14 protein-coding genes are annotated in these 12,590 nt (G+C 61.6%); 9 read left to right on the plus strand and 5 right to left on the minus strand.

The window, feature by feature from the left end; all coding sequences use genetic code 11:
• Window positions 1–5 precede the first annotated feature (5 nt).
• Genes IHQ71_RS26350 through IHQ71_RS26370 form a run of 5 tightly spaced genes read left to right on the plus strand, consistent with a single transcriptional unit; the run spans window position 6 to window position 4,396 of the window.
• Complete coding sequence (locus IHQ71_RS26350) at window positions 6–1,082, plus strand: Gfo/Idh/MocA family protein (RefSeq protein ID WP_258159355.1); 1,077 nt, start codon at window positions 6–8, stop codon at window positions 1,080–1,082.
• A complete protein-coding gene (locus IHQ71_RS26355; RefSeq protein WP_258159356.1) occupies window positions 1,082–1,903 on the plus strand; it encodes a sugar phosphate isomerase/epimerase in 822 nt (273 codons plus the stop codon). Before IHQ71_RS26350 ends, IHQ71_RS26355 begins: the two co-directional genes overlap by 1 nt.
• On the plus strand, window positions 1,900–2,733 hold the full coding sequence (locus IHQ71_RS26360) for an alpha/beta fold hydrolase (protein ID WP_258159357.1): 834 nt from the start codon (window positions 1,900–1,902) through the stop codon (window positions 2,731–2,733). The genes IHQ71_RS26355 and IHQ71_RS26360 overlap by 4 nt, the downstream gene beginning before the upstream one ends.
• Window positions 2,730–3,452, plus strand: a complete 723-nt coding sequence (locus tag IHQ71_RS26365) for a ribulose-phosphate 3-epimerase (RefSeq protein WP_258159358.1) — start codon at window positions 2,730–2,732, stop codon at window positions 3,450–3,452. The genes IHQ71_RS26360 and IHQ71_RS26365 overlap by 4 nt, the downstream gene beginning before the upstream one ends.
• Window positions 3,452–4,396, plus strand: coding sequence for an ROK family protein (locus IHQ71_RS26370; RefSeq protein WP_258159359.1), 945 nt, complete (start codon window positions 3,452–3,454; stop codon window positions 4,394–4,396). The genes IHQ71_RS26365 and IHQ71_RS26370 overlap by 1 nt, the downstream gene beginning before the upstream one ends.
• Here IHQ71_RS26370 and IHQ71_RS26375 read toward each other — a convergent pair.
• From IHQ71_RS26375 to IHQ71_RS26390, 4 genes are all read right to left on the minus strand, one after another.
• Window positions 4,393–5,124 (minus strand): ATP-binding cassette domain-containing protein, encoded by a 732-nt coding sequence (locus IHQ71_RS26375; RefSeq protein ID WP_258159360.1) that lies wholly within the window; start codon window positions 5,122–5,124, stop codon window positions 4,393–4,395. The two genes, IHQ71_RS26370 and IHQ71_RS26375, sit on opposite strands and share 4 nt — an antisense overlap.
• Window positions 5,121–6,104 (minus strand): ABC transporter permease, encoded by a 984-nt coding sequence (locus IHQ71_RS26380; protein ID WP_258159361.1) that lies wholly within the window; start codon window positions 6,102–6,104, stop codon window positions 5,121–5,123. Before IHQ71_RS26380 ends, IHQ71_RS26375 begins: the two co-directional genes overlap by 4 nt.
• 212 nt (window positions 6,105–6,316) lie before the next feature.
• The gene (locus IHQ71_RS26385) at window positions 6,317–7,291 is read right to left on the minus strand and encodes a sugar ABC transporter substrate-binding protein (protein ID WP_258159362.1); all 975 of its coding nucleotides are present in this window, start codon (window positions 7,289–7,291) and stop codon (window positions 6,317–6,319) included.
• Between the two features lie 36 nt (window positions 7,292–7,327).
• On the minus strand, window positions 7,328–8,020 hold the full coding sequence (locus tag IHQ71_RS26390) for a GntR family transcriptional regulator (RefSeq protein WP_258159363.1): 693 nt from the start codon (window positions 8,018–8,020) through the stop codon (window positions 7,328–7,330).
• A 142-nt stretch (window positions 8,021–8,162) separates the two neighbouring features.
• Between IHQ71_RS26390 and IHQ71_RS26395 the strand changes: the two genes are divergently transcribed.
• The 3 genes from IHQ71_RS26395 to IHQ71_RS26405 are packed head-to-tail and all read left to right on the plus strand — an operon-like array spanning window position 8,163 to window position 11,183.
• Window positions 8,163–9,056, plus strand: a complete 894-nt coding sequence (locus IHQ71_RS26395) for an SMP-30/gluconolactonase/LRE family protein (protein ID WP_258159364.1) — start codon at window positions 8,163–8,165, stop codon at window positions 9,054–9,056.
• Between the two features lie 48 nt (window positions 9,057–9,104).
• On the plus strand, window positions 9,105–9,887 hold the full coding sequence (locus IHQ71_RS26400; RefSeq protein ID WP_258159365.1) for an SDR family NAD(P)-dependent oxidoreductase: 783 nt from the start codon (window positions 9,105–9,107) through the stop codon (window positions 9,885–9,887).
• Between the two features lie 48 nt (window positions 9,888–9,935).
• The gene (locus IHQ71_RS26405) at window positions 9,936–11,183 is read left to right on the plus strand and encodes an enolase C-terminal domain-like protein (protein ID WP_258159366.1); all 1,248 of its coding nucleotides are present in this window, start codon (window positions 9,936–9,938) and stop codon (window positions 11,181–11,183) included.
• Between the two features lie 17 nt (window positions 11,184–11,200).
• Here IHQ71_RS26405 and IHQ71_RS26410 read toward each other — a convergent pair whose 3' ends face one another.
• Window positions 11,201–12,091 carry a hypothetical protein gene (locus IHQ71_RS26410; protein ID WP_258159367.1) on the minus strand — a complete coding sequence of 297 codons (891 nt, stop codon included), beginning with the start codon at window positions 12,089–12,091 and terminating at the stop codon, window positions 11,201–11,203.
• A gap of 198 nt (window positions 12,092–12,289) precedes the next feature.
• Here IHQ71_RS26410 and IHQ71_RS26415 point away from each other — a divergent pair, with 198 nt between their 5' ends.
• Entirely contained in the window at window positions 12,290–12,541 is a 252-nt protein-coding gene (locus IHQ71_RS26415; protein WP_258159368.1) for a hypothetical protein, read from the plus strand.
• Window positions 12,542–12,590: the final 49 nt, after the last annotated feature.

Genomic DNA, 12,590 nt, shown 5'->3' on the forward strand with positions numbered 1-12,590 from the left:
AGATCATGATCGCCAAGGAAGACCGGCGCCTGCGTGTCGGCGTGCTGGGTTGCGGCCCGATCGCGCAATTCGCCCATCTCGAATCCTGCATCAAGGCGCGCAATGCCGATCTCCATGCGATCTGCGATACAGCGCCCGACCTGCTGGCGCGCATGGGAGCGACATATGAGCCTGGCCGGATGTACAGCGATTACGATGCGATGCTGGCCGATCCTGAACTCGAGGCCGTGATCATCGCCACATCCGATGCCTATCACGTCCCCATGTCGATCAAGGCGCTCGACGCCGGCAAGCATGTGCTCTGCGAAAAGCCCACCGGCGTAACGATCGAGGAGGGGCGGTCGCTGGCCGAAGCTGTCAGGCGCTCGGGCAAGGTGCTGCAGGTCGGGCACATGAAACGTTTCGACCCGGCGCTGGAGGCTGCACGCGATTTCGTGCGTGACGACATCGGCGAGATCTTCGCGCTAAAAGCCTGGTATTGCGATTCCACCCATCGCTACACCAACACCGATGCGGTGCAGCCGCTGCCGGTCACCAGCAAGCTGGCCAAGAAGCCGGCGGGCAATCCCAAGGCCGATCTGCGACAGTACTTCATGCTGGCGCATGGCTCGCATCTGGTCGATACCGCCCGCTTTCTCTGCGGCGAGATCATCGCTGTGCGTGCTCGGCTGCTGGAGCGCGCCGGCGCCTATTGCTGGTTCGTGGAAACGGAATTCGCCAATGGCGCACTCGGCCATCTCGATTTGACCGTCGCGGTTCGTATGGATTGGCACGAGGGATTCCAGCTCTATGGCGAGAACGGCTCGGTGCTCGCCAAGACTTTCAATCCCTGGTACCTACGCGCCAGCGAGGTGGAGATCTTCCACGAGAAGGACGCCACGACCCGCAAGCCGCTCGGCGCCGACGGGCACTTCTTCCGCCGGCAGCTGGAAGGCCTGGCCGACACAGTGCTGAACGGCGCGCCGATGCGCGGTGCCGATATCGAGGACGGTATCGCCTCCATCCGCGCCATGGTTGCGATCGCCCGTTCGGTCGAAACCGGTGAGCGGGTGAAACTGGCGGATGTCACGGGGTCTGTCTGATGCAACTCGGCATATTCGCAAAGACTTTTCCCGGCACTGATCCACATGAGGTGCTCGCGGCCGTGCGTGACAGCGGTTTTGCCACCGCGCAATTCAACCTCGCCTGCGTCGGCTTGCCCTCCATGCCAGACGCAGTTCCTCCCGAAACGATAGCCGCGATCCGCAAGGCGTCGATCGCAACCGGCGTTTCGCTCTGTGCGCTCTCCGGCACATACAATATGGCGCACCCGGACAAGATCGTGCGCGACACGGGCCTGAGGCAGCTTCGAACCGTCATCGAAACCGCTGCGGCGCTAAACATTCCCCTAGTGACGCTCTGCACTGGCAGCCGCAATGCCAAGGATCAATGGGCGCATCATCCCGATAACAACGACCCATCGGCCTGGGCGGATATGTCGGCGGGGATCGCGCGTGCGCTTGACATGGCAGAACAGCACGGCGTCGATCTCGGCATCGAACCGGAACAGGCAAATATCGTCATGTCGGCCGCCGACGCAACCCGGCTGATCTCGGAAATGGGGTCGAAGCGCCTGCGCATCGTCCTCGATCCCGCCAATCTCTTTGAACGGGCCGATCGTCAGCAGGCAGCCGCAATCGTTGCAAAGGCAATAGAGGCCGCCGCCGGGCATATCGCCATGGCTCACGCCAAGGATCGCCACGCCGACGGGCGCTTTGCCACATCAGGCGAGGGCGTGGTGGATTTTCCGGCTTTCATTTTGCGCCTTCGTGCGACTGGCTTTGATGGCCCACTGGTCACGCATGGCCTCTCTGCTTCCGAGGCGCCCGGTGTGGCAACGTTTCTTGCGGGTCTCATGACATGAGCACCGTCTTCCACCCGGCCGGCAGCGATGTGGAACTCGTGGTTCACGACCACGGAGGCGGCATGCCGGTTTTCCTCCAACACGGCCTCGGCGGCGGCGAGGCGCAGGTCGCGCAGGTTTTTCCCGATGGTGGACATTGGCGGCGGATCACCACCGAATGCCGGGGCCATGGCGCATCGACACTCGGCACTGCGCGCCCTTTCTCGATTGCGATGCTTGCTGGCGATATCATTGCGGTGGCGGATCAACTGGGAATAGATCGCTTCGTCGCGGGCGGCATTTCCATGGGTGCGGCAATCGCACTCCATCTCTCCAAGGCCTGCCCCGAACGGGTTGCCGGGCTGATCCTGGTCCGTCCCGCCTGGGCGTTCGAGCCCGCGCCGGAGAACATGCGGCCGATTCGCGAAGTGGCGGAACTGATCAAGTCCCATCCGCTTCACGAGGCCCGGACGATCTTCGAACAATCGGAAACAGCAGCGCGTCTTCGCGTGGAGGCACCAGACAATCTTGCTTCCCTGCTCAGCTATTTCGATCGCACTGATATCAGCGCCTTTGCGAATGTGCTGGCCGACATGGCGGCTGACCGAACCGGCGTCTCCGAGGATGATGCGGCGCGTTTCAATGTTCCAGCGCTCGTCATCGGCAACCGACAAGACGCCGTCCATCCGATGGCGACCGCCGAGCATCTGGCGAATGCGATCCCCGGAGCCCGCTTCGTCGAAGCGCCGGCCAAGGCAACCGATGCGGCCGCGCATTTCGCCAGCGCACGAACCGCCATCCACCACTTTCTCACCACGCAATTCAACCATCGGAGTCTCGCTGCGTCATGACATCGAAAACCCTCTCGGGTGTGGCCGCCATATCAGCCCTGCCGCGTGACAGGCTGCTCGGCGAGTTCTCGCTGTGGTCGGCGGATCTCGCCAACATGCAACGCGACCTCGAACGCATCGAACCCTATGTCGATATCCATCACATCGACGTCGCTGACGCCCGTTTCACACCGGGTTTCCTGTTCTTTCCGGATTTCGTCGCCCGCATCGCAGCGCTGACGGCGAAGCCGATCCACGTTCATCTCATGGTCGCGGCCGAGATTGTCGAGGAACAGGTCCGCCAGTTCATCGAGGCAGGCGCCGATCTCGTCAGCGTCCATGCCGAAACGGGCGAGGCCGGATTGCGTGCCGTGAAGCTTGCCCGGGAACTGGGCGCTGAAGCGGGTGTCGTGCTGCGGTTGGAAACCCCTGTCGCTGCCGCTGAGCCCTTCCTCCAGCACGTGGCCTTCCTCACTTTGCTCGGCACCTCCATCGGCGTTAAAGGCCAAAGCCTGTCGGAAAACGCCTGCGACCGGCTACGCGAAGCGAGATCGCTGATGCGGCGCGCCGGCCGCGAACAGGAAATCATCCTCGCCGCCGATGGTGGCATCCGCGAACAGACGGTTCCCCAGCTTCGCGCCGCTGGCGCGGAGACGGTCGTGCTCGGTTCGCTGGCTTTCGGTGACATGGACCTGCCGGGCCGCATCGCCTGGCTGCATGGATTGGAGAAAGCTGTCTGATGTCGCGTGTGGCGCTGGCCTTCGATCTCGGTGGAACCGACCTGCGTGCGGCGCTCGTCGATGAGACCGGCGCGTTGCTCGCCTTCGCATCCCTACCCACCGAGGCGCGCGCCGGCCCGCAGGCCGTCGTCGAGCAGATCGTCGCGCTGGCGGCGGAGGTTCGCGCGCAGGTTCCCAATGCGGCCCCGGTCGGGATCGGCATTGGCGCGGCCGGCCCGCTCGATCCGAAGGCCGGCATCGTCATCGCGCCGCCGACGCTGTTCGGCTGGCGCGATGTGCCGCTCGGCCAGATCCTGCAGGATCGTTTTGATCTGCCCGTCAAGCTGGAGAATGACGCCAATGCGGCGGCCATCGGCGAATGGCGGCACGGCGCCGGCCGGGGCACTTCCTCGCTGGTTTTCGTGACGATATCGACCGGCATCGGCGGCGGCGTAATCGCCGATGGCCGCATCTTTCACGGACGGCGCGGACTGGCCGCCGAGATCGGCCATATGACCATCACCGATCACAGCGAACGTTGCTTCTGCGGCGGCATCGGCTGCTTTGAGGCGGTCGCTTCGGGTAGCGCGCTCGGCACCAAAGCTACCTCGATAACCCGGTTGGGTGACGGCTCAGCACTTCGCGCACTATCGCGCGATGGCGACGTTACGGGCCGGCATGTCATCGAGGCCGCGCGCAACGGTGATCAGACCGCGCTCAGGCTCGTCGCCGAAGAGGGCCGCTGGCTGGGTATCGGCTTCACCAACCTGCTGCATCTCTATTCCCCCGACATGATCGTCATGGGCGGCGGCATATCCAGCGGCTTCGACCTGCTCGAAAGCACCATCTGCGCCACTATCAGCGACAGGGCAATGTCCGTCTACCGGGATGTGCCCATCGTCCCGGCGGAACTCGGCAACCATGCCGGCCTGATCGGCGCGGCTAGCCTGGTCTTGCGTGCCTAAAGCAGTTCATGCACCTCGTCGATCGAAGTCTCCGAGGTCGGCTTGTCGAACACGATCTCGCCGCGTGCCATGGCCACGATCCTGTCGCAGGACTGGAAGACGTGCTGCATGTTGTGCGAGATGAATATCCCGGTCAGGCCCTGCGCTTTCAGGCCGCGCACGAAGCCCAGCACCTTGTTGGTTTCCTTGACCGAGAGGTGGTTCGTCGGCTCGTCGAGGATCAGCACCTTCGACTTGAAATGCATGGCGCGGGCGATGGCGACACCCTGCCGCTGACCGCCTGAGAGTTCGCCGACCAGTGCATCGGGAGAGCGCAGGTGCAGGTCGACATCGGCGATCGCCTTGACGCTTTCCTCGCGCATGCGTTTCTGGTCCATGGTCCCGAAATTGGCGATGCTCCACTTCAGCGGCTCGCGGCCGATGAACAGGTTGCGGGCGATCGACATGGTCGGGATCATGGAATTGTACTGGTAGATCGTCTCCAGCCCGTGGTTCATCGCATCCTTGGGCGAGCGGAAATGCACTTCCTTGCCTTCGATGAAAATCTGGCCGTCGTCCTGGTGATGCACGCCCGACAGGATCTTGATCAGCGTCGACTTGCCGGCGCCGTTATCACCCACCAGCCCGACGGATTCGCCGGGATGTATGGTTAGCGAAACATTCTTGAGCGCATGCACGCCGCTATACCATTTCTGGAGATTGCGGCACTCGATGATTGGTGAGTTCACTTGTGCGCCTCCAGCTTGATCTTGCGCGACATCTTGCCCATCCAGGCATTGGCGACTACGGCGAACATGGTCAGCACGCCGATCGCGAACTTGAACCAGTTGGAATCCACACGCGACAGCACGAGGCCGTTGTCGATGACGCGGATCAGCAGCGTACCGATAATGGCGCCGAACACCGTGCCGATGCCGCCGGAGAGTGCCGTGCCGCCGATGACCGCCGCCGCCACCGCCTGTAGTTCCAGGCCTTCGCCAATCGACGGCAGTGGCGAGCCGAGCCGCAGCACCTGAAGCAGACCGGCGAAACCCGCAAGCATCGAGCACAGCATGAAGCAGATGATCTTCACCCGCTTGACCGGTATGCCCATGGAGGCAGCCGCCTCGTTGAAGCCACCGGTCGCGCGGATCCAGTTGCCGAAATTGGTCAGCGACAGGAATGCTGCTGCGAGGATGGCGATGACGGCGAACCACAGGAAGGACATGCGCAGGATCGAGCCCTGCCAGATATAGTCGGTAAACAGCCAGGTCGGCAGGTCGTCGGGTAGCAACGGCGGAAAGCCGCCGGAGATAACGATGGTCAGCGAGCGGGCGATGAACAGCATGCCTAATGTGGTGATGAAGCTCGGAATGGAAAATTGCAGAGTGATATAGCCGTTGATCAGGCCAATGATGGCGCAGAGGCCGAGCCCGATCAGCACAGCCAGCGTGAATGGTACGCCATCACCCAGCATCACCGCGATCGACATCGGCATCAGCGCGAAGACCGAACCGACCGAGAGATCGAATTCGCCGCAGATCATCAATATGGTGACGCCGATGGCGACCAGCGCCATCTCTGGCAGCAGGCCCATGACGCCTCGGATATTCTCGAAAGACAGCAGGAAGCTGTTGGACTTGATCTGGAAGATAATCACCAGGACGATCAACAGGGCAAGCCCGGCCAATTCCGGCTTATCGAGGTAGATTTTCAGGAAACGTTTCATCGTAATCACTCAAGTATGGCGCTCCGCCTCTGGTGGCAGAGCTGTTGGATCGAACATTTGCCCCTCATCTGCCTGCCGGCATCTTCTCCCCGTTTCACGGGGAGAAGGGACTCGTGGCAGGAGCCTCGCCCCATCGTCCTTCTCCCCGCAAGAGCGGGGAGAAGGTGGCGGTAGCCGGATGAGGGGCGAAATCTCAGTTCAGGCCAAGAAACTCAGCGAAGGCCCTGCTTCGACATTTCCATGATCTTGGGAACATCCTCGGGCCGGACGACGCCCTGTCCGGTGTCGATATCGGATGGCGTGAGGCCGGCGGTCTTGTAGAGATAGGCCTGCATCACGGGCATGAAGCCCTGCATGTAGGGCTGCTGGTCGATTTGCACCTGCACATAGCCCGCCGTCATCTGCTGCAGCACTTCCGGCACCAGGTCGAAGCCACCGAGCAGCACCTTGCCTGGCTCGACGCCGCGATCCTTAAGCACCTTGGCAACGCCTGCATGCCAGTATCCGGTATCGAAATAGGCCGTCGTGTTGGGATTGGCGTTGAGATAGGCGCCGATACGGTCCGCCGTCAGCGCCAGATCCGTCGCCGAATCGATGCGTGTAATCGTGATCTCGCGATCCTTGTGTTCGGCCTTGTATTCCTCGAGATATTTCATCACGCCACCGGCGCGCTGTTCGGACCAGGTCTGTCCAGGCGCATTGACGCCGACGAGCAGGTTGAGCGGCCCCTCCTTGGGGAAGTTCTCGGCCTGCGCCTTGGCGAGCGAATAGCCCGCTGCGATGAAGCCCTGGCCGATGAATGCCTTGCGGGCATTGCCCTTGGCGCCCTCGCTGTCATCGACATTGACGGCGAGCACGAGGATGCCCGCATCGGTGGCTTCCTTGATCACCGCGTCATAGGCCTTGTCGTCGACGATCGCGACGAAGATGGCATCGGGTTTAGTGGCGATCGCCGCCTGCAGGTTGGCGATGGCCTGCTCGACCGAGCCTTCCTGCTGCGTCAGGATCAACTGGCAGGTCGCCTCGACTCGGGCGCAGCCGTCGTCGAACCCCTTTTTCACCGATTGCCAGAATGTGTTGGATGCCGATGAGTGGCTGATGAACGTGAGGTTCAGTCCTTCGGCTTGCGCGCCTGATGCCATCATCGACAATCCGAGCGCCGTGCCGGCGATTAATTTCCTAAACATGCTTTCCTCCCTGGTTAAAATAGAACTGATGTTTGATCAGCCTGCTCCGTCGAACAGTTCCGCCCGGGCGCGGGCAATTTCGGGCAATGAGTTGAGGATCTCGCGCAGGTGCTGGCGCAGAGCCTCCTCGGCGGCAGTCTTGTCGCCGGCTGCAATGGCATCGACGATCCGCTCGTGCTGGTCGATGAGCCGGTTGATCTGCATGTCGTCGACGCTGAGAAAGCGGACGCGGTCCATCTGCGCCTTGACGCTTTCGATCACGCTCCAGGCATAGGCGTTGCCAGCCGCGGCGGCGAGCGTGTGGTGAAAGAGCTCGTCGAGCCTCAGGAACGCCGAGCGGTCATCATGCGGCACCTTCTTCTGCTCGGCGATCTGGCGGCGAAGCTCGGTGATCGTATCTGTCTCATGCCGGTCGGCAACGAGCCGGACGATATCCGCTTCGATCGCCTCGCGCACGAAACGCACGTTCATGACAGATGCGACTGAGATCTTGGTCACGATTGTGCCGCGCTGAGGCAGGACGTGAACGAGGCCCTCCTCCGAGAGCTTGATGAAGGCCTCGCGCACCGGCTGGCGGCTCACGGAAAGCACTTTGGCGACGTCGGACTCGGAGAGCCGTTCGCCCGGCAGAAGCTCGGCCTGGATGATCTGCTCGCGTAGGATACGGTAGACCTGCGGGCCCACCGTTTCTCCCAAAGCCACCACGCGAGCCGATCGCGCTGCCAGCATAAGCTGTCCTCCCAGACACATTGTTCTGGCTTGACCGTACTAACCTACTACCATACAAGTCAAGAGTATTTTGAAATCTATGCCATTGCGGTGCCAGGATTTCGTGATTGCCAGCCGCCGGCTCTCATCGGAGGAGAGAGAAATGCAGCCGAATATTCTGTTGGAAGCGCGGGATCTCGTGGGCGAGAGCATCCTCTGGTCCGGGGAGGAAAGCGCACTCTATTGGGTCGATAACGGCGGCAAGCGCATCCATAGGCTGGAGGTCGCGGCCGGGCGGCATGACATATGGCCGATGCCGGATTTCCCCACCTCGATTGGCATGCGCAAGGACGGCGGATTCATCGTCGGACTATGTCGGGAGGTGTGCTTCTGGCGGCCGGATGGGCCTTTCGAAACCTTCGTGGTTCCCGAGCCTGATCTACCAGGCAATCGCCTGAACGAGGGGCGTGTGGCGCCTGATGGTTCGTTCTGGGTGTCCACCATGCAGAACAATCTCAACGCCGATGGCTCGCCGAAAGACATGGATCGCAATTCCGGCGCCTACTATCGGATCGATCCTTCAGGCAGCATCACACAGCTCACAATGAACGAATACGGCATCACCAACACAATGGCCTGGACGAGCGACAACAGGTTTCTGACGGCCGATACGCTGGCCAACGAGATCTATTCCTTCGCCTATGATCCGTCCTCGAGAACGATCGGCGACCGCAAAACGATTGTCGACGGTTTCGAGCGAGGCCTGCCGGATGGCTCCTGTCTGGACGTCGACGACAATCTCTGGAATTGCCGCGTGGTCGGTGGCAGCTCCGTCGCCTGTTTTGATGCCAGGGGCTCGCTGCGCAACCTGGTTGAACTTCCGGTTTCCTGGCCGACGAGTTGCACGTTTGGCGGCGCCGGTCTATCGACGCTTTATGTCACGTCGGCACGCTTCACCATGTCGGAAAAGCATCTTGCTGCCAATCCGCTTGAGGGCAGCGTGCTTGCTGTTGACGTGAATACAAGGGGAAAGCCGGAGCCGAAATTCGGCTATTGAAACACTGGCATGGCTTAAATTCTAATTCGTAAGGCGGAGGAGCGATACATGGAGTTCGAAGGCAAGAGCATCGTCGTCACCGGCGGCAGCTTCGGCATGGGCCGGGCCTGTGCCGAACGGTTTGCCAAGGGCGGAGGATCCGTCCTCATCATCTCCAATGACCAGGCGTCAGTTGATAAGGCGGTGGCCGAGATCGGCGGCCGGACGACCGGCTTCGTGGGAGACGTGCGAGATTCGAAGGCAATGCAGGCCGCTGTCGCCGAGGCTGTCGCAGCGCATGGCGGCGTCGATATCCTCGCCTGCTGCGCGGGCATCCAGCGCTATGGCACGGTGGTCGATACGCCGGAGGATGTCTGGGACGATGTGCTCGACGTGAACCTGAAGGGCATCTATCTTGCCTCCAAATATGCTATTCCGGAAATGCGCAGGCGTGGCGGCGGCGCCATCGTGGCGATCTCCTCGGTCCAGGCCTATGCGTCCCAGGCCGGCGTCGCGGCTTATACCGCGAGCAAGGGCGCCATCAATGCGCTGGTGCGGGCGATGTCGCTCGATCATGCCGGCGAAAACATCACCGTCAATGCCGTCTGCCCCGCCTCGATCGACACGCCGATGCTGCGGTGGTCCGCCGACCTCCACAAGGGCGACATGACCCAGGACGACATGATCGCGGCGTGGGGCAAGGGCCACCCGCTCGGCCGGGTCGGAAGGGCCGAGGAAGTGGCCGAACTTGTCGCCTTCCTCGCCAGCGACAAGGCTCGCTTTATCACCGGTGCGGATATGAAGATCGATGGCGGCACCATGGCTAAGCTCGGCATCGTGCTTCCCGAATAGCGCTCGCTCGCCCACATCAGAACAATTAGCTCCTCAAGGAATCCACCTATGCAGCGGCCGAAAATCACCGACATCCGCGCCACGACGATCACCGTTCCACTCGAAGCGCCGCTCAGGCATTCGAACGGCGCGCATTGGGGCCGCTTCGTCCGCACCATCGTCGAAGTCGAAACGGATGTCGGCATCATAGGTCTGGGCGAGATGGGCGGCGGCGGCGAAAGCGCCGAGGCGGCATTCAAGGCGTTGAAATTCTATCTCGTCGGGCACGACCCGTTCGAGCTCGAACAGCTGCGGTTCAAGATCTGCAATCCGACCGCCAGCCTCTATAACAACCGAACCCAGATGCATGCGGCGATCGAATTCGCCTGCATCGACATCATGGGCAAGTTCCTCGGCGTGCCGGCCTATGACCTCCTCGGCGGCAAGATGCGCGATGCGGTGGGCTTTGCCAGCTATCTCTTCTTTCGCCTGCCCAATCAGGATAGCGGCAAGGGCGAGATCCGTACCGCCGACCAACTGATCGAACAGGCGCTCGACCTCAAGCGTACGCACGGTTTCACGGCGCATAAGCTCAAGAGCGGAGTCTTTCCGCCCGACTACGAGCTTGAGGTGTTTCGTGCGCTGGCCAAGGCGGTGGGCAGCGACACAGTCCGATACGACCCCAATGCCGCCTTTTCGGTCGAGGAAGCCATACGCTTCGCCAAGGGCATCGAGGACCTCAACAACGATTATTACGAGGATCCGACCTGGGGCCTGAACGGCATGCGCCGCGTGCGTGAAAACACCTCGATGCCGCTCGCGACCAATACGATCGTGATCAATTTCGAGCAGCTCGCGACCAATGTGCTCAATCCGGCCGTGGATGTGATCCTGCTCGACACCACCTTCTGGGGAGGCATTCGGCCTTGCATCAAGGCCGCCGGAGTGTGCGAGACATTCCAGCTCGGCATCGCGGTACATTCCTCGGGCGAACTCGGCATTCAGCTTGCGACCATGCTGCATCTCGGCGCCGTCCTGCCCAATCTCGTCTTCACGGCCGATGCCCACTATCACCAGTTGACCGACGACGTCATCGTCGGCGGGCCGATGAAATATGAAGGCGGCAAGATCGCCGTGCCCACCGGCCCCGGCCTCGGCGTGGAACTCGATCGCGATAAGCTCGGCAAATACGCCGATCTCTACAAGTCGCTGGGCGGCTATATGTATGACCGCGATCCGGCCCGGCCCGGCTGGTTCTCCACCGTGCCGAACACACGCTGGGCCGATCCTAATGACAATCGCGTGGTCAATTACTGATGCGTTTCGGCGGCTAATTAATCCCGCAGCCATTCGACGCCGTTGGAGAATTGCAGTCCCCGGCCGCGATTGCTGGCCTGGAATACCTGGTCTCGCCCTTCGAAAGCTGCGGCCAGTTCGCCTCCCGCTGCAAAGAGCGTCCCGTGGGGAACAGCAGTGCCGTTCTCCAACCGGTAGATGATCGCGGCCCTGTCGGATATCGCTTTCACGAGCTTGCCGGAGCCGTCATAGCTTCCGCATGCTCCGGCGAGGCAGAGTCCATCAATATTCGCAAAGAGACGCGATAGGATCGCCGGGTCAGGCCGCAGCGAGAGCTTTCCCGAAAATCTGTGATCCAGCCGGCGGTCGTTCACCTCGGCTGTTTCCTCGACCTCGCGGATCGTGCGGCTGAGAAACAGCAGCCTGTAGTTCCGGGCGCCGAACGCATCCAGGGCCGCGGAAATCTCTTCGAAGGCAGCCAGACCGAGCCCGAACCTGCCGGCGAAATCGGCGGGCTCAGCGGCGAACTGATCGAGATTGTGCTGGGTATTGGACAGGAAGAATGTCTTTGCCTCATCCGACCGCGCATGCGCTGCGAAGCGCTGCCAGAGTGCCGCATATTTCTCGTTCACCCGGTCAATGTCGTCGCGCCAATCGCATCTCAGTGCCAGCTTGTCCTCGGCGAGCGGATAATCATGCCAGAAATAAAGGCCCTCGATCTCGACGCCTTGGCGCCCTTCCGCCTGCGTAACGAATGTCGCCGCCCTCTCCGGGCATTGCCGCAGCGACGCACCGTTCGTTTGAAGTGCGTTGACCAGCGCCTGGCGCGTGGTGATGTTGAAATCGAAGGGCATGCGCCTTTGGCTCTCACCACCCATGATGTCGATGATGAAGCGGGTCTGGCAGGAATGGCCGAGGGAAATCAGCATCGCATGTCCGGCATGAGTTGAGCGGCTTCGCGCATGTTGGACCGCAAGTTGCCGGCACGCAAGATGCATCAATCTGATTCGCACGCTCAAGCTCCGAGCATTGCAGGCTTTTGGCGTCAATTTCCCGTCTTCTTGGCAGCTTCGCACAAGGTTCGCGTGTTAAGAAAGTCTTAACCGTATCCACAATTAGCCAAGACCATGCAAATATCTCCAAGCCTGCACAGCTACGAGAAGACACCGCGGAGCCCGGTCTACGACCGCAAGCCGGTGCTGTCCGAGCAGAATGACGACCAGTCCTTCGCCCGCCGGGACGATGCGATTACCGGCAGCCAGACGGTGTTGAGCAGTTCGCTCGCCGAGGCACTCTGGTCGATCCAACGCTCCGCGACCGATGACGAAAGCATGTCGGGCTCGGCAATTGAGAGCCTCTATCTTTCCTATTCCGAATAGTCGCACGCGCTTCCAGCGATCCCAATCGTTATCCGGCCGGTGGGTGACC

This window comes from Rhizobium sp. TH2 (assembly GCF_024707525.1).
In the GTDB taxonomy this organism is placed as follows: Bacteria; Pseudomonadota; Alphaproteobacteria; order Rhizobiales; family Rhizobiaceae; genus Rhizobium_E.

Coding starts and splice junctions, on each gene's coding strand:
- IHQ71_RS26350 (WP_258159355.1), top strand. CDS start 6: ATGATCGCCAAGGAAGACCGGCGCCTGCGTGTCGGCGTGCTGGGTTGC.
- IHQ71_RS26355 (WP_258159356.1), top strand. CDS start 1,082: ATGCAACTCGGCATATTCGCAAAGACTTTTCCCGGCACTGATCCACAT.
- IHQ71_RS26360 (WP_258159357.1), top strand. CDS start 1,900: ATGAGCACCGTCTTCCACCCGGCCGGCAGCGATGTGGAACTCGTGGTT.
- IHQ71_RS26365 (WP_258159358.1), top strand. CDS start 2,730: ATGACATCGAAAACCCTCTCGGGTGTGGCCGCCATATCAGCCCTGCCG.
- IHQ71_RS26370 (WP_258159359.1), top strand. CDS start 3,452: ATGTCGCGTGTGGCGCTGGCCTTCGATCTCGGTGGAACCGACCTGCGT.
- IHQ71_RS26380 (WP_258159361.1), bottom strand. CDS start 6,104: ATGAAACGTTTCCTGAAAATCTACCTCGATAAGCCGGAATTGGCCGGG.
- IHQ71_RS26385 (WP_258159362.1), bottom strand. CDS start 7,291: ATGTTTAGGAAATTAATCGCCGGCACGGCGCTCGGATTGTCGATGATG.
- IHQ71_RS26390 (WP_258159363.1), bottom strand. CDS start 8,020: ATGCTGGCAGCGCGATCGGCTCGCGTGGTGGCTTTGGGAGAAACGGTG.
- IHQ71_RS26395 (WP_258159364.1), top strand. CDS start 8,163: ATGCAGCCGAATATTCTGTTGGAAGCGCGGGATCTCGTGGGCGAGAGC.
- IHQ71_RS26400 (WP_258159365.1), top strand. CDS start 9,105: ATGGAGTTCGAAGGCAAGAGCATCGTCGTCACCGGCGGCAGCTTCGGC.
- IHQ71_RS26405 (WP_258159366.1), top strand. CDS start 9,936: ATGCAGCGGCCGAAAATCACCGACATCCGCGCCACGACGATCACCGTT.
- IHQ71_RS26410 (WP_258159367.1), bottom strand. CDS start 12,091: ATGCTGATTTCCCTCGGCCATTCCTGCCAGACCCGCTTCATCATCGAC.
- IHQ71_RS26415 (WP_258159368.1), top strand. CDS start 12,290: ATGCAAATATCTCCAAGCCTGCACAGCTACGAGAAGACACCGCGGAGC.